At 64.6% G+C, this 19,981-nt stretch carries 12 protein-coding genes and 1 pseudogene; 3 read left to right on the forward strand and 10 right to left on the reverse strand.

Going from position 1 to position 19,981, the window contains the following annotated elements; genetic code table 11:
• Nucleotides 1-20 precede the first annotated feature (20 nt).
• From J7E82_RS11165 to J7E82_RS11175, 3 genes are read right to left on the reverse strand one after another with little or no spacing between them, the layout of a single operon-like run.
• On the reverse strand, nt 21-1,589 hold the full coding sequence (locus J7E82_RS11165; protein WP_214862680.1) for an FAD-dependent oxidoreductase: 1,569 nt from the start codon (nt 1,587-1,589) through the stop codon (nt 21-23).
• A complete protein-coding gene (locus J7E82_RS11170; protein ID WP_214862681.1) occupies nt 1,586-3,766 on the reverse strand; it encodes a molybdopterin oxidoreductase family protein in 2,181 nt (726 codons plus the stop codon). The genes J7E82_RS11165 and J7E82_RS11170 overlap by 4 nt, the downstream gene beginning before the upstream one ends.
• 2 nt (nt 3,767-3,768) lie before the next feature.
• Nucleotides 3,769-5,184, reverse strand: coding sequence for an MFS transporter (locus J7E82_RS11175; RefSeq protein WP_214862682.1), 1,416 nt, complete (start codon nt 5,182-5,184; stop codon nt 3,769-3,771).
• 285 nt (nt 5,185-5,469) lie between these two features.
• On the opposite strand from J7E82_RS11175, the gene J7E82_RS11180 reads away from it, so the two are divergent.
• Nucleotides 5,470-6,873: an MFS transporter gene (locus J7E82_RS11180; RefSeq protein ID WP_214862683.1), complete on the forward strand. Its 1,404-nt coding sequence runs from the start codon at nt 5,470-5,472 to the stop codon at nt 6,871-6,873.
• A 92-nt stretch (nt 6,874-6,965) separates the two neighbouring features.
• Here the strand turns inward: J7E82_RS11180 and J7E82_RS11185 are convergent, their stop codons facing one another.
• Entirely contained in the window at nt 6,966-8,774 is a 1,809-nt protein-coding gene (locus tag J7E82_RS11185) for a biotin carboxylase N-terminal domain-containing protein (RefSeq protein ID WP_214862684.1), read from the reverse strand.
• A gap of 125 nt (nt 8,775-8,899) precedes the next feature.
• Nucleotides 8,900-9,553: a nucleoside triphosphate pyrophosphatase gene (locus J7E82_RS11190; protein WP_214862685.1), complete on the reverse strand. Its 654-nt coding sequence runs from the start codon at nt 9,551-9,553 to the stop codon at nt 8,900-8,902.
• A 76-nt stretch (nt 9,554-9,629) separates the two neighbouring features.
• Here J7E82_RS11190 and J7E82_RS11195 point away from each other — a divergent pair.
• Nucleotides 9,630-10,199 (forward strand): annotated as a pseudogene (locus tag J7E82_RS11195) (ABC transporter ATP-binding protein); the annotation flags it as partial.
• Nucleotides 10,200-10,492: 293 nt separating this feature from the next.
• Nucleotides 10,493-11,686, forward strand: coding sequence for a hypothetical protein (locus J7E82_RS11200; RefSeq protein ID WP_251041782.1), 1,194 nt, complete (start codon nt 10,493-10,495; stop codon nt 11,684-11,686).
• A 96-nt stretch (nt 11,687-11,782) separates the two neighbouring features.
• On the opposite strand, the gene nhaA is transcribed toward J7E82_RS11200, so the two are convergent.
• The 5 genes from nhaA to J7E82_RS11225 form a co-directional block, all read right to left on the reverse strand.
• Entirely contained in the window at nt 11,783-13,129 is a 1,347-nt protein-coding gene (gene nhaA / locus J7E82_RS11205; protein WP_214862688.1) for a Na+/H+ antiporter NhaA, read from the reverse strand.
• A 134-nt stretch (nt 13,130-13,263) separates the two neighbouring features.
• Entirely contained in the window at nt 13,264-15,783 is a 2,520-nt protein-coding gene (locus J7E82_RS11210) for an MMPL family transporter (protein WP_214862689.1), read from the reverse strand.
• 1 nt (nt 15,784) lies between these two features.
• A complete protein-coding gene (locus tag J7E82_RS11215; RefSeq protein WP_214862690.1) occupies nt 15,785-16,465 on the reverse strand; it encodes a TetR family transcriptional regulator in 681 nt (226 codons plus the stop codon).
• A gap of 154 nt (nt 16,466-16,619) precedes the next feature.
• Entirely contained in the window at nt 16,620-18,080 is a 1,461-nt protein-coding gene (locus J7E82_RS11220) for a dicarboxylate/amino acid:cation symporter (protein ID WP_214862691.1), read from the reverse strand.
• A gap of 158 nt (nt 18,081-18,238) precedes the next feature.
• Complete coding sequence (locus J7E82_RS11225) at nt 18,239-19,918, reverse strand: DUF885 domain-containing protein (protein WP_214862692.1); 1,680 nt, start codon at nt 19,916-19,918, stop codon at nt 18,239-18,241.
• Nucleotides 19,919-19,981 lie beyond the last annotated feature (63 nt).

Consider the following 19,981-nt stretch of genomic DNA (forward strand, 5'->3'; position numbering starts at 1 on the left):
GAAAATCCAGAAGCTACTTGTCAGGCGGCAGGAGCCGCCTGGAAGTGTTTTTCGATGATGTCCTTAATGTCTGAGTGGCAGCCGCCGCAGCCGGTTCCGGCCCGGGTGGCCTTGGAGACGTCGGGGACGGTGGAGCAGCCGTCAAGGACGGCGTCTTCAATAACGGTGCCGCTCACCCCGGCGCAGCGGCAAACAGTGCGGTTGGGGTCGCTGTTGGCTCCGCCGGCCCCCTCAAGCTGGTCCGGACCGTCCAGGCGCAGCAACAGGGAGCGGTCCGCTGGAAGCTCGGCGCCGCGCTCAAAGAGGAGGACGAGTTCTGCCGCCGTGCGTGGCATCCCCACGGTGACCAGGCCCTCCAGGACGCCGCCCCGGGTGGTCATCTTGACGTAGCGGCCGTGCTCGGGATCGGCCCATTGCGAAACATGCCGACGCGGCCGGCCGTTGGCCGAGCCTGAATTCAGGAGCTCCTCGTCCCAAGGCTCGGCCGAATTGTCCCCGGCGACGGCCAGATTGATGCCGCGGGCCTTCAATACGACGATGCCCGGTTTTTCGGCGGGGAGCGGGGCCAGGGAATCGGCTGCCTCCTGGCCGCCGTCGGCAAGCAGCGTGAGGTATTCGGCGAGCCATTCGGCCTGCCGCCAACCAGGACCAACCAGGCCGGAAGGACCCGTGGCATTGCGGCATTCCAGGCAGTCGGTATCGGCACATCGAACCTCGGCACAGTCACCAATGGCAAACATATGGGGCTCATGGTAGGTCCGCAGATGGTGGTCAACCAGGATGCCTGTGGCCGTGGGGAGGCCGCAGCCTTCGGCGAGTTCTATCCGGGGACGGACACCGCACGAGAGGACGAGGAGGTCGCCGTCGATTGCCGAACCATCATCCAGCAGCAGTGCCGAGAAACTTCCGTCTGGTCCGGCCGTCTCGATTCCGATGGAGCGGGCGTTGCCTGCAACCCGGACCCCACCCGCCCGGAGGCTGGAGGAAAGCACTGCACCGCCGCCGCGATCGATGTTGCGGCCCAGTGGGAACGGTCCGTTGTGCACGACAGTGGTTTGGGCGCCTTCTTCGGCTGCGGCAAGGGCAGTTTCGAGGCCCAGGACCCCGCCGCCCAGTACCACTACCTTCTTGCGGCCAGCCACGGCCTCCTTCAGTACCGAAGCGTCGCGGAGGTCGCGCAGGGCGGTGACGCCGACTGGCAGCACCGGACGGGAAGGATCGGGGTTGAGGCCTCGCAAGTTGGGAATAACCGGCCTGGATCCTGTGGCGAAGACCAGGCGGTCGTAGCCGGGGGAGGTGCCATCAGACAGCACCACCTGCTGACGTGCGCGGTCAATCCGCTTGACCTTTACGCCCAGCCGGACTTCGACGCCGTTAGCCGTCAGCTCGGCGGCGTCGGCAATTGCCAGTGCCTCGGCTGTAGTGCGGCCGACGCCGAACTCGGCGACCATGACGCGGTTGTAGGCGGCCTCGGCTTCCTGTCCGATGACCAGGAGTTGGACGAGGCCGCTACGGACAGCCGGTACCAGTTCGTCAACCAGCCTCGCCGCCACGGGACCGAATCCCACAACAACAATGCGCTCGCTCATGATGCCTCCTCAATTTGCAGCAAGGTTTCCGCGTCTGCGGGTACCGAGGCCGCGTCCAACGGGGACGCAGGGCGCCGGACCCAGACCCGGCTGGTCTTGAACTCCGGCATTCCGGAAATGGGGTCGGTGGCCGCCTCGGTAAGGCGGTTGGCATTTTCCAGGCCGGGGAAATGGAACGGCAGGAAGACGGTGTCGGGACGGACAGCATTGCTCAGCTCTGCGCGGCACACCACCCGGCCCCGTTCATTGCTGACCTCCACGAAGTCCCCGTCCGCGATGCCCCTGGAAGCAGCGGCCGCAGGGTGCAGCTGGAGTCGGGCCTCCGGCTGGGACGAGAGAAGCTCGGCTACGCGGCGGGTCTGTGCGCCGGACTGGTAGTGCTCCAGCAGCCGACCTGTGGCAAGGGCGAGGGAATCGTCCGTAAAGTTCCGGCTGGCGCGCTTCGACGGCGACACCGGCACCAGGACTGCGCGGCCGTCGGGGTGGGCGAAGCCGTCCGCGAAGAGCCTGGGCGTTCCCCGGCTGCCCCGTGGGTATGGCCAGTAGGCTTCTTCGCCCCGATCCAGCATGGCGTAGTCGATGCCGGAGTAGTCGGCCAGACCTCCCTCGGAGGCAAGGCGCAGCTCCTCGAAGACGGTCTCCGGATCGTCACTGAAGGTACCCGGCGCCTCCAGCGCCTCGGCAAGGCGGGCCATCAGCCACAGCTCGGAGCGCACTCCCGGAGGCGGGCTCAGGGCCCGGCGGCGGCGCAGGACGCGTCCCTCAAGGTTGGTCAGGGTGCCTTCTTCCTCGGCCCACTGCATGACCGGAAGGATCAGATCGGCTTCCAGTGCGGTTTCTGACATAAAGAAGTCGCAGACCACCAGGAAATCCAGGCTCCGAAGCCCCTCCAGGACCGCCCCGGAGTCCGGCGCGGACACCACCACGTTGGCGCCGTGCACGAAAAGGCACCGGACGCCGTCGGGCTGTCCGAGGGATTTCAGGAACTGCACCGCGGGCAGGCCCGGTCCTGGAATCAGGGATTCCTCCACGCCCCAGACCTTCGCCACGTGCTGTCGTGCTGCGGGGTCGGTGATTTTGCGATAGCCCGGGAGCTGGTCGGACTTCTGGCCGTGTTCCCGGCCGCCCTGGCCGTTGCCTTGTCCCGTGAGGGTGCCATAGCCGCTGCGGGCCGAGCCGGGAAGCCCCAGGAGGAGGCTGAGGTTGATGGCGGCCGTGGCCGTATCCGTGCCATCCACATGCTGCTCTACGCCGCGGCCGCTGAGGATGTAGCTTCCTCCCTTTCGGGCGCCTTGGGCGAGACGGCGGGCGGTCTCCCGGATGAGGCCGGCGGGTACGCCGGTGATGGACTGGACGCGCTCCGGCCAGAAGCTTGCGAGGCTGCGGACCAGCGCCGGATACCCGGACGTGCGGTTTTCCAGGTACTCCTTGTCCGCCAGTCCCTCATGGACAACCACATGGGAGAGGCCCAGGAGGAGCACCAGGTCAGTTCCCGGCATCGGCTGGAGGTGGATGCCCCCGCCGTCGCCAGTGAAAGCTGCGGTGGCCGAACGGCGCGGGTCCACCACAATGAGGCCGCCAGCATCACGGGCGCCCTGGAGGTGTTGGACGAAAGGTGGCATGGTTTCGGCCACATTGGAGCCAAGGAGGAGGATGACGCTCGCCGAATCCAGATCCTGCACCGGAAATGGAAGGCCGCGGTCCACACCAAACGCGCGGTTGCCGGCTGCCGCCGCAGAGGACATACAGAAACGGCCGTTGTAGTCGATCCTTGAAGTGCCCAGTGCCAGGCGTGCAAACTTGCCCAGCTGGTAGGCCTTTTCATTCGTGAGTCCGCCGCCGCCGAAGACACCTACCGCGTCAGGCCCGTACTGCTTCCGGATGTCCCTTACCGCTGCCGTGACCAGCGATAAGGCTTCATCCCAGCCAATGGGGCGATGGACGCCGTCGGATCCTTTAAGCATCGGTTCGGTGACCCTGCCTGTGTGGTTCAACAACGACGCCGATGTCCAGCCCTTGCGGCACAGCCCACCACGGTTGGTGGGAAACTCCCGACCTGAGACTTCCAGGACGGGTGCCTCAGGTACGGGGTCTGACCCCGGCTTGGCAGCCGGGGTCAGGCTCATGGCGCACTGCAGGGCGCAATATGGGCAGTGGGTATCAGCGCCGGTGGGCATTGCTAGATGTGTCCGATCATGTTGCGCTTCTGGGCGGGGCGGATGTAGCAGAGCCACGTGACGGCCAGCATGACCACGTAGGCGCCCACGAAGCCGTAGAACGCGGGAGTGTAGGAGCCGCTGGCGGTGTTGGAAGCGTTGAGTACCTGCGGGATGACGAAGCCGCCGTAGGCGCCGATCGCGGAGATCAGGCCGAGCGAGGAGGACGCCAGGCGCTGGGTCTGGATCGTGCTGGCGCCGGTCCGGGCGGCGCGGCTGGACGTGGCGAAGATGACCGGGATCATGCGGTAGGTCGCGCCGTTTCCGAAGCCGCTGGCGGTGAAGAGGAGCAGGAAGAGAGCCAGGAACAGCCAGAAGTTCTTCAGCGGCAGGGTCCAGATCATAACCAGGGTGATCACGGCCATTGAAGCGAAGGACGCGACGGTCATACGGGCGCCACCCATGCGGTCAGCCATGCGTCCGCCATAGGGGCGGGCAAGGGAGCCAACCAGCGGGCCGAGGAAGGCCAGGGAGAGAGCCACGGCTCCCAGGTGGATGGACGAGAAATCAGGGAAGTAGTCCTTGATGAGCTTGGGGAAGACACCGGCGAAACCGATGAATGAACCGAAGGTTCCAATGTAGAGGAAGGCCATGATCCAAAGGTGCGGTTCCTTCAGTGCCGCGACGGAACCTGCTACGTCACCCTTGGCACTGGTGAGGTTGTTCATGTACTTCCAGGCGCCGAACGAAGCGAGCAGGATGAGCGGGATCCAGACGAGGCCGGCCATGGGGAGGTTCAGCGTACCGGCGGCAAGGAGCGTAATGGCGATCGGCACGACGAGCTGTGCCACGGCTGCGCCGAGGTTGCCACCGGCCGCGTTCAGGCCGAGGGCCCAGCCCTTCTCGCGGGAAGGGTAGAAGAAGGTGATGTTCGCCATGGAGCTGGCGAAGTTGCCGCCACCGAAGCCGGCCAGTGCAGCCACAAGCAGCATGACACCGAACGGCGTGTCCGGGTTGGATACGCAGAGCGCGAGCCCGGCGGAGGGGATTAGCAGCAGGAGCGCGGAGACGATGGTCCAGTTGCGGCCGCCGAACTTCGGCACCATGAAGGTGTACGGGATGCGGAGCGTCGCGCCGACGAGGCTGGGCATCGAGATCAGCCAGAAGATCTGCGAAGTATCAAACTGGAAACCTGCCGCAGGGAGCTGGACGACAACGATCGACCAGAGCTGCCAGACAACAAAGCCGAGGAACTCGGCGAAGATGGACCAGTACAGGTTGCGCTTGGCAATGGACCGGCCTTCGTTTTCCCATTGGTCCTTGTTTTCGGCATCCCAGTTGGCAATCCAGCGGCCGGGGCGGTGCTCCAGAACGGGAGCAGTAGTAGTGGCAGAACCCTGGGGTGCATCCAGGATTTCTGCGCTGCGGTCAACAGTCACGGTGTGCCTCCTTGGTGGGGACGTTGCTATTCCAAGGTAGGTTGGCCGCGTTTCACGCTCTGTCGCCGTTTGTTAACGTGCTGTGACATTTGCCTATCGGGGTACTAAGACGTGCCGTGAGGGCTTCGTGACCTTGGCAAAAAATGAGACGCCAGGCATAAGTCCAGATAGCGGACCGACTGGCCGTTCGGTGAACCAAGGCAACTATCATTGGACCCTATATATCCCTTAGCCGGGCAGGCCCGAAGATGTGTCAGTCTGGTGCGACCGAAAGCACTCAACAAAATGTCTTCAACCGCCACCTCACAGGGGACCAAGCCGGTTAACTCGCGCGGCCGGGTGATCTTCGCGAGCCTGATCGGAACCACGATCGAGTTCTACGATTTCTACGCCTACGCGACGGCGTCGGTCCTGGTCTTCCCGAGGCTCTTCTTCCCCAATGCAACCGACATCAACGCCCTCCTGAGCGCCTTTGCCATCTTTGGCGTTGCCTTTGTGGCCCGCCCTGTGGGTGCCATCGTCTTTGGCCACTTCGGCGACAAGATCGGGCGCAAGGGCACCCTGGTAGCGTCCCTGCTGACCATGGGCATCGCGACCTTCCTGATCGGGCTCTTGCCCACGGCCTCCATGCCGGGCTGGGCTGTCCTGGCGCCCCTCCTGCTGGTCGTTCTCCGTTTCTGCCAGGGCCTCGCCCTTGGCGGAGAGTGGTCCGGTGCGGCCCTCCTGGCTACCGAGAACGCGCCCGAGGGCAAGCGCGCCATCTTTGGCACGTTCCCTCAGCTCGGCGCGCCCATTGGCTTCATCGTCGCCAACCTCATCTTCATCTGGATGAACGTCGCCCTGTCGGCGGAAGAATTCATGGCATGGGGCTGGCGTGTGCCGTTCCTGCTGAGCGCAGTCCTGGTGATCGTCGGACTCTATGTCCGCTTGAAGCTGGTGGAGAGTGCGTCCTTCAGCAAAGTTGTGGCACAGGACAAGGTCCAGAAGCTCCCGCTCGCCGCAACCTTGAAGGGCCACTGGCGTCCCGTATTGGCCGGCACGTTCATCATGCTGGCCACGTACGTGCTGTTCTACATCATGACCTCGTTCACCTTGAGCTACGGTACTGCGCCTTCGTCCCTGGAAGCAGCGCAGACTGCCGCCGAAAAGGCCGGAAAGCCCCTCAACGCTGCGCAGATCGCAGCCTTCGTTCCGGGCCTCGGTATCCCGCGTGGCGACTTCCTCTGGATGCTGATCCTCGGCGTCGTTTTCTTCGGTATCTTCACCGTGGTCTCCGGGCCGCTGGCCGAGAAGTGGGGACGCCGGAAGTTCCTGCTGGGCGTGACCGCGGGCATCTTCGCCTTTGGAGTCTTCTGGTTCTCGATGTTCGGACCGGGCCAGGCTGCCGCCATGGTCGGCTTGATTGTCGGGTTTGCCTTGATGGGCCTGACCTTCGGTCCGATGGCGTCGATCCTGCCCGAGCTCTTCCCCGCCAACGTCAGGTACACGGGTTCGGCAGTGGCCTACAACCTGTCTTCGGTGATTGGCGCAGCCCCGGCATCGTTCGTCGCGATTGCACTGTGGCAGGCAGCCAACGGCTCTACCTGGCTCATCGGCCTGTACATGGCTATCGCCGCCGTGATCACGTTCGTGGCTCTGTGGTTCACCCGGGAAACCCGCGACATGGACTACGAAAACAACGTGGCTTAGGCCTCCCCTGAGGCAGGGCCTCTAGAACTGCAGCGGCCCCGGAGTGTTTCAAACATTCCGGGGCCGCTGCTGGTTACCGCTGACGTCTGAGGCTAGTCCTCGATGGTTGCGATCACGGCGCCCGCACTGACGGTTTCGCCCGCGTTGGCGCCGAGACCATGGATGGTGCCGGCCTTGTGAGCTGTGAGCGGCTGCTCCATTTTCATGGCTTCCAGAACCACGATGAGGTCGCCCTCGGCGACGAGGTCGCCGTCGGCTACTGCCACCTTCACGATGGTGCCCTGCATGGGCGAAGTCAGGGCGTTGCCGCTGGCGGCTGCTGCAGCTGTCCCGGCCGCCCGGGAGCGCTTCTTGGCCTTGCTGCCGGGCTTGGTGGCCGACGCTCCGGCGGAGGCGACTGCGCCCAGCGTTGCGGGCAGCACCACCTCAAGGCGCTTGCCGCCTACCTCCACCACGACGCGCTGGCGCTCACCGACGTCGGGCATGTCCAGGCCAGTACCGTCCGGCACCCAGGCGGGGATGTCGTTCACGAAGGCGGTCTCGATCCAGCGTGTGTGCACCTGGAAGGGACCTGTTGCAGGGGCGAAGGCGGGGTCTTCGACGACGGCGACATGGAACGGAACCACGGTAGGCATGCCGGTGATCTGGAGTTCGGCAAGCGCCCGACGGGAACGCTGGAGCGCCTGCTCGCGGCTGGAGCCGGTGATGATCAGCTTGGCCAGCATGGAGTCGAAGTTCCCGCTGATGACCTCGCCGGCCTCGATGCCCGAGTCAACGCGCACGCCGGGACCGGTTGGAAGCTTGATGCTTTCAACGGTGCCGGGAGCGGGCATGAAGTTCCGGCCCGGGTCCTCACCGTTAATGCGGAACTCAAAGGAGTGTCCGCGGACCTCCGGGTCTTCGTAGCCCAGGGCCTCGCCCCGTGCCAGGCGGAACTGCTCGCGGACAAGGTCAATGCCGGTGACTTCCTCCGAGACGCAATGCTCCACCTGAAGGCGGGTGTTGACCTCAAGGAAGGAAATGGTGCCGTCCTGGCCGACGAGGAACTCGCAGGTTCCTGCGCCGAGGTAGCCGGCTTCCTTCAGGATGGCCTTGGACGATTCATAGAGCCGCTTGTTCTGCTCGTCGCTGAGGAAGGGCGCGGGGGCTTCTTCCACTAGTTTCTGGTTGCGGCGCTGGAGGGAGCAATCACGCGTGGACACGACGACCACATTGCCAAAGGCGTCAGCGAGGCACTGGGTTTCTACGTGCCGGGGAGCGTCGAGGAAGCGCTCGATGAAGCATTCACCGCGGCCGAAGGCTGCCGTGGCTTCACGGACTGCGGAGTCGTAGAGTTCGGGGATTTCCTCGCGAGTGCGGGCAACCTTGATGCCGCGGCCGCCGCCGCCAAAAGCGGCCTTGATGGCGACCGGAAGGCCGAATTCATCCGCGAACTTCAGGACCTCGTCGGCTGATTCCACGGGGTCGGCAGTGCCTGGCACCAGCGGGGCGCCTACCTTCTCGGCAATGTGGCGCGCCCGCACCTTGTCGCCGAGGGCGGAAATGGCTTCCGGGGAGGGGCCGATCCACGTGATACCTGCCGCGATAACGCGCGAGGCGAATTCAGCGTTTTCGGCCAGGAAGCCGTACCCGGGGTGGATGGCGTCGGCGCCGGACTGGCGGGCGACGTCGATTAGCTTGTCCATCACCAGGTAGGATTCGGCGGCGGTATTGCCGCCCAGCGCGTAGGCCTCGTCAGCGAGCCGTACATGCAGCGCATCACGGTCCGGATCCGCATAAACGGCCACGGAGGCGATGCCTTCGTCCCTTGCTGCGCGAATGACTCGAACGGCGATCTCACCGCGATTGGCGATCAGTACCTTAGTGAGCGGGCGGGTGGCCTGTTCCGGCTTTGCTGACAAGTTGACTCCTTCTTTCTTCAAGGGAGCCTAGCCTGATTTTGAGGGTTCCGCCCATATTGCTGGCGGAATCCCCGCGTGAAGTGCCCCGGCTTTGTAGGGAAGCTACAAATACGGCGGAAAAGGTCCTAAGCGTTGCCGTCGACGGACCAGAGTTCGGTAATGCTCACGTTCGCGTGGCGCAGCAGTTCGCGCATGGTGGAGATGGACAGCCCGACGACGGCATGCGGGTCGCCGTCGACCTTGCGGATGAACGCCCCACCAAGGCCGTCGATAGTGAACGAACCGGCACAGTGCAGTGGCTCTCCTGTCGCAATGTAGGCATCGACGTCGTCGGTAGACATCTCGACAAAGTGGACCTCGGCGGAGGATACGGCTCCGATGGTGGCGCCGGTGCCGTCGGCCTCGGGATCGTCGGCGGCGGTCTCCCGGCAGTCAACCAGCCAGTGCCCCGTGTGGAGCACCCCCATCGAGCCGCTCATGCGGAGCATCCGTTCCCTGGCGACGTCGTCGGTGTACGGCTTCCCGTGCGATTCGCCGTCGAATTCGAATACCGAATCGCAGCCGATCACCAGGGCCCCTTCCGCCTCCGGCAGCGATGCCACCGCCTCCGCCTTCGCCCGTGCCAGCAGCAGCGCGGTATCGTGCGGGTCGGTCACCCCGTAGCGGGCCTGCACGGCATCTTCATCCACGTCCGAGACGAGGATTTCGTGGCTGATGCCCGCTTCCGTCAGGAGTTTGGTGCGGGCGGGGGACTGGGAGGCGAGGATCAGGCGGGTCACGTTTCAAGCCTAGTGGAGGATGCCGGGTGCCCATTTTGCGCGTTCCACTTCCCGCCTCCGAGGAACGGATCCAATCATGGACAAAGACTCTCATCCCGTCGTTCAAACACGGCAACTTGTAAAAACATTTGGCCGTACCCGGGCCTTGGACGGGCTTGACCTCACCGTTGTGCCAGGGGAGGTCCACGGGTTCCTTGGGCCGAATGGTGCGGCCAAATCAACCACGCTTCGGGTGCTTCTGGGGCTCATACGCCCCACCTCAGGGACAGCTCGTGTCTTTGGACGCGATCCCTGGGCTGAACCCGCCTGGAGGCACCAATACATCGCCTACGTCCCCGGAGATGTCAGCCTCTGGCCCAACCTCTTAGGGGGTGAAGTCATTGACCTGCTCACTGGCCTGCGCGGGGGAGCCGATGAACCACTGCGCCGCCGGCTCATCGAGGAGTTCGAGTTCGATCCACGCAGGAAGGCCAGGACCTACTCAAAGGGTAATCGCCAGAAGGCAGCGCTGATTGCCGCGTTTGCACGACCGGCACGTCTTTACCTCCTGGATGAGCCCAGCGCCGGACTCGACCCTGTCATGGACAGGGTTTTCCGTCGCCAGGTCCGGCGCGTGAGCGCCGACGGGGCGAGCGTCCTGCTCTCCAGCCATATCCTCAGCGCGGTTGAGGATATGTGTGATCGGGTCACTATCATTCGCGCCGGGGCCTGCGTGGAGTCCGGGACCCTTACGGGGTTGAGGCACCTGAAGCGCATACGCTTCCGGATCGACGGGAGCCTCGATCGCGCCCTGCTGGCCACGCTGCCTGGAGTGCATGACATACGCGCAGATGGGACCGCCGTCGAGTTTGATGCGGACGCCGCCTCCCTGGACTCGGTACTGACGGGAATTGCCGGGTCCGGGATTAGCGGGATCTCGGTTTCCCCGCCCTCCCTGGAATGGCCTCTTCTCTGCCCGCGACGCTTATGCCCGGCGCTGCGGCAAACCTGGCTTTGGCCTCTTTTGTCGCCGCCGGCCTTGCGGCAGCAGGGCTTCCCTTCGGCGGGGCGGTGGTGGCCGGGGTCGCCGTCGGCGCGGTTGGCCTGTTCTTTGTCGCCGTGTCCGTACTGGTGGCCCAGGCCATGCCCACCGGCCGCAGTGCGAATGGCGCCGCAGGGGAAATGGCGGCCCTGGCTTATCTTCTCCGGGGCATTGGGGATGCCTCCGGAACGCCACACGAAGGTATCCTTCACATCACCAGCGCCTGGCCATCCTTGCTGTCGCCGATCGGATGGGGCCAACGATCCAGGCCGTTCTCGGCGGCGGACCCCCTCCCGCTATTTGCATTAATCGGCGCCGCGGCAGTCCTAGCCCTGGCAGTAGTCGCCATCCGCAGGCGCAGGGACCTGGGGGAAAGCCCGCTTCGCGAACGCGCCGGCAGGGAGCGGGCCGGCGTCGGTGGCAGATCCTTACTCGGCCTTGCCTGGCGGCTTCAACGCTCCACCCTGAGTGACTGGTGCATCGCGGCCGCAACCCTGGGCACGATCGCCGGTGGCCTTGGTCCCCTGGTGTCCGACGTGCTGGCCGGCAACGAATCGCTGAAGGAACTGATTGGCCGCCTTGTGCCGGGCAGCCGGGCCGAGATCATTGACGTCCTCATCACAGCCCTGCTCGGTATCGCGGGCGTCCTTGCAGCGGCAGCCGGCATCCAAGCTGTGCTCCGGCTACGGGCGGAGGAGGCTGAGGGACGTGCTGAACTGCTGCTGGCGACTCCAAGATCCCGGACGCGCTGGCTGGGCGCAAACCTGACTATGGCGGCGGTTTCCGCGCTGGCAGTGGCAGCTACAGCAGGCGTCGCCGCGGCTGTTGCCTTGGCACTGTCCGGAGTTGGAAGCAGCCCGGCCGGCGTCATTGTGATGGCGGCACTGGCTCACGTGCCGGGCGCTGCAGTGTTCCTCGGAGCTGCATCCTGGTCTTCGCGACAGTGCCCCGCTTCACCATCCCGCTTGGCTGGGGTGCGCTGGTCGCAGGGCTCATCCTGGGTGAGTTCGGTGAACTGCTTGGCCTTCCGTCATGGCTGCAGGACGTCAGTCCGTTCCGTCATTCTCCGGCGATGCCTGTGGAACCCTTTGATCCTGCCTCCGCACTGGTGATGAGCGGGCTGGCCCTCGCGGGAGCTGCGCTCTCCGGTTACCTGATCCGGCGGCGAGACCTCACTGCATGAGCGCGACGTTACCGCTTGAACTGGGCTAGCCGGCGCTGTCCCGCTGGTAGACGTCCGGAATGCCGTCCTGGTCGGAGTCAAGCTTCTCTTCTTCCTCGGCCAGCCTGTAGTGCCGGTTCCTGATCCGCAGGACAACAGTAGCCAGCAATGCAGCGAGCAGGGACGCGCTGAGGATGCCGACCTTCGCATAGCCATCCAGAATGGTTCCGTGGCCGAAACTTAGCTCCGCGACCAACAGGGAGACTGTAAAGCCGATGCCGGCCAGCAGGGAGAGGCCGAAGACATCGATCCATTTGAAGGAGCGGTCCAGGGTTGCCCTGGAGAACGTTGTCAGGAGCCAGGTGGTTCCCAGGATGCCGATCGGCTTGCCAAGCACCAGGGCAATGATGATGCCCACCGCCACTGGTTCGGCCAGCGCGGACAGGAGGCCATCCCAGCCACCCACGGCAACTCCCGCGGAAAAGAAGGCAAAGATCGGTACCGCCACACCTGCCGAGATAGGCCGGAAACGGTGTTCGAAGATTTCTGCCAGTCCAGGTCCAGCCACGTGGCCGCCGCTCGATTTTGAACGCAGGACCGGGATGGCGAACCCCAGCAGGACGCCCGCCACTGTGGCGTGGATGCCTGATGCATGGACCAGCGCCCATGTGACGATCCCGAGGGGCAACAGAATGCCCCAGGCAGCAAGGGCTTTGGTTCCGAAGAACCGCCGGTACTTCTGGGCCAGCAAGGTGTACAGGCCCAACGGAATCAGGGCAAGCAGCAGCGGAGCGGGCTGGATATCGCTGGAGTAGAAGATGGCGATGATGCTGATCGCCAGAAGGTCATCCACGACGGCCAGCGTGAGGAGGAAGATACGCAGGGCACTGGGCAGGTGTGAACCAATGATCGCCAGGACGGCGACGGCAAAGGCGATGTCGGTGGCAGTTGGGATCGCCCACCCGCGCAGGGTCTCTGGACTGGCTATGTTAACGATCGCGTAAATCACGGCCGGAACCGCGACTCCGCCTGCCGCAGCTGCCACCGGAACGACCGACTTGTTCAGCTGCCGCAGGTCGCCCGCCACGAATTCGCGTTTGAGCTCAAGGCCCACGAGGAAGAAGAAAATGGCCAGGAGTCCGTCCGCCGCCCATGCACCGAGGCTGAGTTCCAGGTGCCAGGGCTCGTACCCGATCTTGTAATCCCGCAGGGCGAAATACGTTCCGGAGGCCGGGGAATTTGCCCAGATCAGGGCAACGACGGCGGCGGCCACCAGCAGTGCTCCGCCCACCGTTTCCTTGCGAAGGATTTCGCCGATTCGCAGGGTTTCCGCGTAGCTTCCCCGCTGGAAGACGGTGAATCGTGGAGGCAGGGGAGGACGTTTCCGGCTCATAGGGGAGTCCTTAAAGTTGAGTCGACAAATACACTGCCGACCAGACTTCCCGGCTCACCTCAGACCAGTCTACGTGCCAGCTCCGCCTCGCCGAATTCCCTGTCCGAACTGCGGACTCCGAAGTGCGGACCTCGCTAGTGCACCAGTTCCTTCGACACCTCCGGGGCAGGCTGCCGCAGGCGCGCGCCCTCCACATCCATGTCGGGCAGGATCCGGGCCAGCCAGCGGGGAAGCCACCAGGCCTTGTCGCCCAGCAGGTACATGACGGCGGGAACGATCGTCATCCGCACCACGAAGGCATCCACGAGCACGCCGAAGGCCATGGCGAAGCCCAGCGGACGCACTATGGTCAGGTGCGAGAAGATGAAGCCGGCGAAGACGCTGACCATGATGATCGCGGCGGCCGTGACCACTGCGGATGCATGGCTGAAGCCACTCCACACTGCATGCTTTGACGTTTCCCCGTGCGTGTACGATTCGCGCATTCCCGAGGTGATGAACACCTGGTAGTCCATGGCCAGGCCGAAGAGCACGCCGATAAGAATGATGGGTAGGAAGCTCAGCACGGCGCCGGGGTTGGCGACGTCGAACACGCCCCCGAGCCAGCCCCATTGATACACCGCAACCACCGCGCCAAACGCGGCAGCGAGGGACAGCAGGAACCCGCCGGTAGCCAGCAGGGGAACCACAACGGAACGGAACACCAGCAGGAGGAGGATCAGGGACAGGCCGACGACGATAGCCAGGTAGGGAGGCAGGGCGGCCCCCAGTTTGGACGAGACATCGATGTTGCCCGCGGTTTGTCCGGTCAGGCCGATGGTAACGCCCGTGCTGCTGCTGATTTCAGGACCCTTGGCGCGAAGTTCAGACACGAGTTCCATGGTGCTGGCGCTGGCCGGGCCTTCTTTGGGAATGACCTGGAACACGGCGGTGCGGCGGTCTTCGCTCAGGGCGACGGGCACGGCGCCGGTGACGTCATTTACGCCGCGGAGGATGTCGGTGACGTCATACTGCTTTGAGGTGGCTTGGTCCTCGGTCAGCCCTTCAGGGAACTCGCCCACAACAATGATCGGGCCCGTCATGCCTTCGCCGAAGCTGTTCCGGGTGAGGTCATAGGCCTTGAACGCCTGCGAATCGACCGGTTCGGAGCCGCCGTCGGGCAATGCCAGCCGCAATTGCGAGGCCGGCAGGGCCAGTGCGCCGAGCACAAGCACGCCGGCAAGGAGCGCTACCCACGGGTGCCGCGTGACCAGGCCGCCCCAGCCGCCGCTGCTGCGGCGTTCATCGGCATCGCGGTCTTCCTCCTCATGTTCCGGCCGGGCGTTGTGCAGTTCAGCCCTGGCCCAGGCGCGCTTGCTGACCAGACGCCGGCCGACAAGCGACAGGACGGCGGGGGTCAGGGTCAGGGCGACGACGACGGCGACCGCCACGGTGGCGGCGGCCGCGACGCCCAGCACAGCCAGGAAGGGCAGGCCGGGAACAACCAGCGCCGCCAGCGCGATGATGACCGTCAGCCCGGCAAAGAGCACGGCGTTTCCGGAGGTTCCGGTTGCCAGTGCCACCGATTCCTCGGGGTCCATGCCGGCCAGGAGCTGGCCCCTGTGGCGGTTCACGATGAAGAGTGAGTAGTCGATGCCGACAGCGAGGCCCAGCATCAGGGCAAGCATGGGCGAAATGGAACTCATGTCGATGACACCGGTCAGGGCGAAGGTTCCGCCCACACCGACCGCCACACCCACGAGGGCCATGATCAGGGGCAGTCCCGCAGCCACAAGGGTCCCGAGCATAACAATCAGCACCAGGGCGGCGACAGCGACGCCGACGATCTCGGAGACTCCGAACAACTGCGAGACGTCCTCGGTGATTTCTTTGCTGGCCAGGGCCGTGACGCCTGCGGCTGACACCTCCTGCACGACGTCCTGGACTTCCTGGCGGACCGCCGGGGTTATGGCATTGATGGACGTTGTGAACTGGACCTGCGCGATGGCTGCCTTGCCGTCCTCCGAGACGAAGCGCATGCCCTCGGAGGCCTCGAGCCGCCGCTTGCCCGCTTCCAGAGCTGCTGTTGATGCTTCGGCTTCCTTCGCTCCGGCGTCAAGCTTCTGGCGCCCCGCGTCGAGCGCCGCCCGCTGTTGCCCGAGTTGCCCCGCTATAGCCGCCGGGGGAAGTCCCGCAGCAGCCATTTGCTGTTCTGCTGCCGCAAGCTGCGCCTCGCCTGCTTCCTGCCGGGCGCGCCCCGCCTCCACTTCTGCCTTCCCAGCGGCAAGTTTTTGCTCGCCGACTGCAAGCTCGGCCTGTGCGCGGTCCAGTTGTTCCTGGGTTTCGAAAGGGTTCACAGTGGCTTGCACGTCCGGCAGGGTCTCGAGTTTGTCCAGCGCGGCGGCAACAGCATCCTTGCCAGCCTGGCTGAAACCGCCGTCGCCCGCCTGGAAAACGACGCTCGCGGAGCCGCCGGCCGATTCGGGCAGGTCCTTTTTCAGCTTGTCCAGCATCCGCTGCGTCTCGGTGCCGGGGATCTGGAAGTTGTTGGACATCGTGCCGTGGAAGCCGGCGGCAGAGCCGCCGACGGCGAGCAGCACCGCCAGCCACAGGGAGATCACGAGCCAGCGGTGACGGTGGGAGAACCTGCCGAGGCGGTACAGGAGGAGTGCCATGTCAGAACCGCTCTGGTGAAGGGGAGGTGGAAGTGGCGTGATGCGAACCGGGGAGGTTGGCAGGAGTGGCAAAGCCGGAGCCCAGCAGGCCCATGGCGTTGATGAGTTGCTGCCTAAGGATGGAAAGGGAAGCGGGGGAAAGGTCCGGGCCGCACGCCTCGAACCAGACCGTCATGGCGGCTTTCCCGCAGGAAATCACGGAGCCGGCCAGTGCGCGAAGGTACAGCTCATCCGTGTCGCTGCCGAGGCGTTCCCGGACGGCGTCGATGACCTTTGAAGTGCAGTTGTCCCAGGCTTCGAGTTCGGATCGGGCCAGCACCCTGTTGTCCTGGGTGAGGCTGAAGAGTTCGGCCATGGGGGCAGCAGCCATCGGATCTGCCAGCGCCATCAGGGCGGCCCGTGCGGATTCAAGGACGGATTCGTCGGCCGGACGCTTCCGGAATTCGATCAGTGCGTGCTCGAGGAAGCTGTCGACGACGGAGGCGAGTGCTGCCTCAAGGGTGGGGAAGTAGTTGAAAAACGTGCGCCGGGACACCCCGGCGCCCTCGGCGATGTCCTCCACGGTGAAGGCGCCGGCTCCCTTTGCCCGCAGGAGGGCAAGGGCCGCGTCCGCGATGGCCTGGCGGGTGGCGGCTTTGTTGAGTTCCCTCCGGGACAAGCCGGTCGGGATTGGAGAAGTCATGGTATTTACACTAAGTGCAAGTTTGCATGCTGCGCAAGTTTATATACTCGGGCGCCGCTCTCTGCAGTCGCTTTGACTATGCGGCCGCCTTAAAGAACGCATCCCCCGGGAAGAGTCCCGGGGGATGCGTTGAACAGCAGCAGATTCTGTGTGCTCAGGCCTTCGTGTCCGCGAGTTCGCGTGGCTTGTCGGTGTTGTTGGCGTTCGTGTTGGCGTCGCCGTCGCTGGCACCGCCGTCGGCAACCACCGGGGACTCGGCGTCGTCAATGAACGGGGTTCCCAATCGCGGTGCGTTGTACAGCGACTCGTCCAGGACCCCCTGGCGCTTGGCCACGATCGCCGGAACCAGGGCTTGGCCTGCGACGTTGACCGCAGTGCGGCCCATATCCAGGATGGGGTCGATGGCCAGGAGAAGCCCGACGCCGGCCAGCGGCAGCCCCAGCGTGGAGAGCGTCAGCGTGAGCATCACCACGGCACCGGTGGTCCCCGCCGTGGCGGCCGAACCCAACACGGAAACGACGACGATCAGCAGGTACTGGCTGATGTCCAGGTTGATGCCGAAGAACTGGGCAACAAAGATCGCAGCGATCGCCGGGTAGATTGCCGCGCAACCGTCCATCTTGGTCGTGGCGCCCAGCGGGACGGCGAAGGAGGCATACGCCCGGGGGACGCCCAGGTTCCGCTCGGCAACGCGCTGGGTGAGTGGAAGCGTGCCGATGGACGAGCGGGATACAAAGGCCAGTTGGACTGCCGGCCACACACCGGAGAAGTACTGCTTGATGGAGAGTCCATGGGCCCGGACCAGGACGGGGTACACAATGAAGAGTACGAGTGCGAGGCCGACATAGATGGCCGCAGTGAACTTGCCCAGCGAACCGATAGTGTCCCAGCCATAGATGGCAACCGCATTGCCGATGAGGCCCACAGTGCCGATGGGTGCAATGCGGATGATCCACCACAGGACCTTCTGGATCACGGCCAGGGCCGACGCGTTGAAGTTCAGGAATGGTTCGGCCTGCTTCCCCACCTTCAGGGCGGCCATGCCGACGGCGATCGCGATCACCAGGATCTGGAGCACGTTGAAGCTGACCGAGGTGGTCGCGCTGGCGTCGGTGACCGTGGTGCTTGCGCCGAGGCCGAGGAAGTTCTTCGGGAACAGGCCGGTCAGGAACGCCCACCAGTCGCCCGTTTTGCCGGAGTAGTTGGCCTCCTGGGTAATACCGGTGGCGGCACCAGGCTGCAAGAGCACGCCCAAACCAATGCCGATCAGCACGGCAATGAGGGATGTGATGGCGAACCACAGCAGCGTGTTCCAGGCGAGCCTTGCCGCGTTCGAGACCTGGCGCAGGTTCGCGATGGAGCTCACCACGGCAGTGAAAATCAGAGGAACGACGGCGGTCTGCAGCAGGGACACGTAGCTGGAGCCGATGGTTTGCAGTGTTGCGCCAAGGCCGTTCGGGGCCGCCTTTGTGCTGCCTGTGTACTTGGCGACGAGGCCAAGGACCAGGCCAATGACCAAGGCCGCGATGATCTGGACGCCGAAGGATCCTGCCCACTTGGGCAGCCGAAAGCCGGGCTTTCCGACGGGGGACGAGGTGTTGGTTGAGGTGCTCACCCGAACACGCTAGGTGTCTGGCTAATACCACGGCCAACACGCGTTGAGAAATGTTACGCCCATTTTCCGAGCTCGGGCTCTGCCAAGCCCAACAAATTCAGCGCAGGCGCAGGGTTTTGTGAACTTATTCCCCGCGCGTATGTGGCAAATATCTCGCTCTACGAAAGCAGCGCTCGCCTCAGCGTGTCCAGCCCCACTGACCCGATGTTCAGGGCGTCGGTGTGGAAGGCCTTCAGTTCAAAGCCCTCGCGCTTTGCAAGCTCAGCCCGGATTTCTTCCCACAGTCGCTGGCCCACCTTGTAGGACGGTGCCTGCCCCGGCCAGCCAAGGTAACGGGTAAATTCGAACTGCAGCTGGCCCTCACTAATAGGAAGGTTGGCTTTGAGGAAGTCCAAGCCCTTCTCAGGAGTCCACGTTCCGCTGCCCCAGCGCTCGGGAATCTCCAGTTCCAGGTGGACGCCAATGTCGAACACGACCCTGGCAGCCCGCATGCGCTGCATATCGAGCATTCCCATGTGGTCACCGGGATCCTTGAGGTAGCCAAGTTCCAGCATGAGTTTCTCGGCGTACAGAGCCCAGCCCTCCCCGTGTCCCGAAACCCAGCACACGTTCCGGCGCCAGTTGTTGAGCAGCTCCCGGCGGTAGGTCGCGGTTGCCACCTGGAGGTGATGACCGGGAACCCCCTCGTGATAAACAGTGGTGGTTTCCGCCCATGTGGTGAAGGTGTCTTCTCCCGCCGGCACTGACCACCACATGCGGCCCGGACGGGAGAAATCGTCGGACGGGCCCGTGTAATAGATTCCGCCTTCATCCGTTGGGGCGATGAGGCACTCCAGCGTCTTCATGGCGTCCGGAATATCGAAGTGCACATCGGCAAGCTCGGCGACGGCACGGTCCGAAAGGTCCTGCATCCAGGCCTTGAGCGCGTCCGTGCCCTTGATCTGCCTCGCGGGATCATTGTTGAGGATTGACTTGGCTTCCTCGATCGACGCACCCGGCTTGATCTGCTCGGCCACCCGCTCCTGCTCGGTGATCAGCCTTTGGAGTTCCTCAACGCCCCAAGCGTAGGTCTCTTCGAGATCAACCGTTGCCCCAAGGAAGGCCCGCGAAGCCAGGGCGTAGCGGTCCCGGCCAACAGCATCCTTCTCGGGGGCCAGCGGGAGGAGTTCGGACTCGAGAAACGAAGCCAGCCGGGAGTAGGCCGAACGCGCCGCCGCGGTTCCGGCGTCGAGAGTCCGCTGCAGCCCGGCAGGCAGCGGTTTGCCGTCGAGGCGGGCGCCGGCAGCGAGCTTGGCGAAGAAGCCGTTTTCGGCGGCATACTTCAGGGTCTGCTCAATCACAATCCGGACCTGCCGGGCGGCGGAGACCTTGCCGGCATCCTTTGCGGATCGCAGCGATGCGATGTAGCCGTCGACGGCGGCCGGAACATTCGCGGCCCGACCAGCAATATGCTCCCAATGCTCTGCCGTGTCGATAGGCATGAGGTCGAAGATGGCGCGGATGTCCTGGGCCGGTGAAGCGATGTTGTTCAGCTCGGCAGCATCCCAACCCGATTCATGGATCTCCAACTGGAGGCCCAGCCTTTCCCGCATGGCGTCGAGAGTGACGACGTCGGACGCGTCCTGGGGTGCCAGGGCTGCCAGCCGGTCCAGGGTTTCCCGAGCGGCCGCAGCGAACGCCTCGGCGCCAGCGGGGGAATAGTCCTGGTACTCCGTCTCATGGCCGGGCAGGCCGAGGGTGGTGGCAAAGGTGGGATTCAGCGCGATCAGCGTGTCCGTGTATTCGTCGGCAACGGCGTCGATGGCGGTGCGGGGGCGTATGTCAGCTGGAGTAGTCACCCCAAGAGCCTAGCCTCGCCGTCGTTCCCGGGAAAGGAGGCCGAGCTGTTCCGGGTGCTAGTG

The organism is Arthrobacter sp. ISL-30, assembly GCF_018613855.1.
Taxonomy (GTDB): Bacteria; Actinomycetota; Actinomycetes; order Actinomycetales; family Micrococcaceae; genus Arthrobacter.

What these genes read in the sequence shown, in the direction of transcription:
- J7E82_RS11165 (WP_214862680.1), bottom strand. Translation starts at nt 1,589, where the DNA reads ATGAGCGAGCGCATTGTTGTTGTGGGATTCGGTCCCGTGGCGGCGAGG.
- J7E82_RS11170 (WP_214862681.1), bottom strand. Translation starts at nt 3,766, where the DNA reads ATGCCCACCGGCGCTGATACCCACTGCCCATATTGCGCCCTGCAGTGC.
- J7E82_RS11180 (WP_214862683.1), top strand. Translation starts at nt 5,470, where the DNA reads ATGTCTTCAACCGCCACCTCACAGGGGACCAAGCCGGTTAACTCGCGC.
- J7E82_RS11200 (WP_251041782.1), top strand. Translation starts at nt 10,493, where the DNA reads ATGGCCTCTTCTCTGCCCGCGACGCTTATGCCCGGCGCTGCGGCAAAC.
- nhaA (WP_214862688.1), bottom strand. Translation starts at nt 13,129, where the DNA reads ATGAGCCGGAAACGTCCTCCCCTGCCTCCACGATTCACCGTCTTCCAG.
- J7E82_RS11210 (WP_214862689.1), bottom strand. Translation starts at nt 15,783, where the DNA reads ATGGCACTCCTCCTGTACCGCCTCGGCAGGTTCTCCCACCGTCACCGC.
- J7E82_RS11215 (WP_214862690.1), bottom strand. Translation starts at nt 16,465, where the DNA reads ATGACTTCTCCAATCCCGACCGGCTTGTCCCGGAGGGAACTCAACAAA.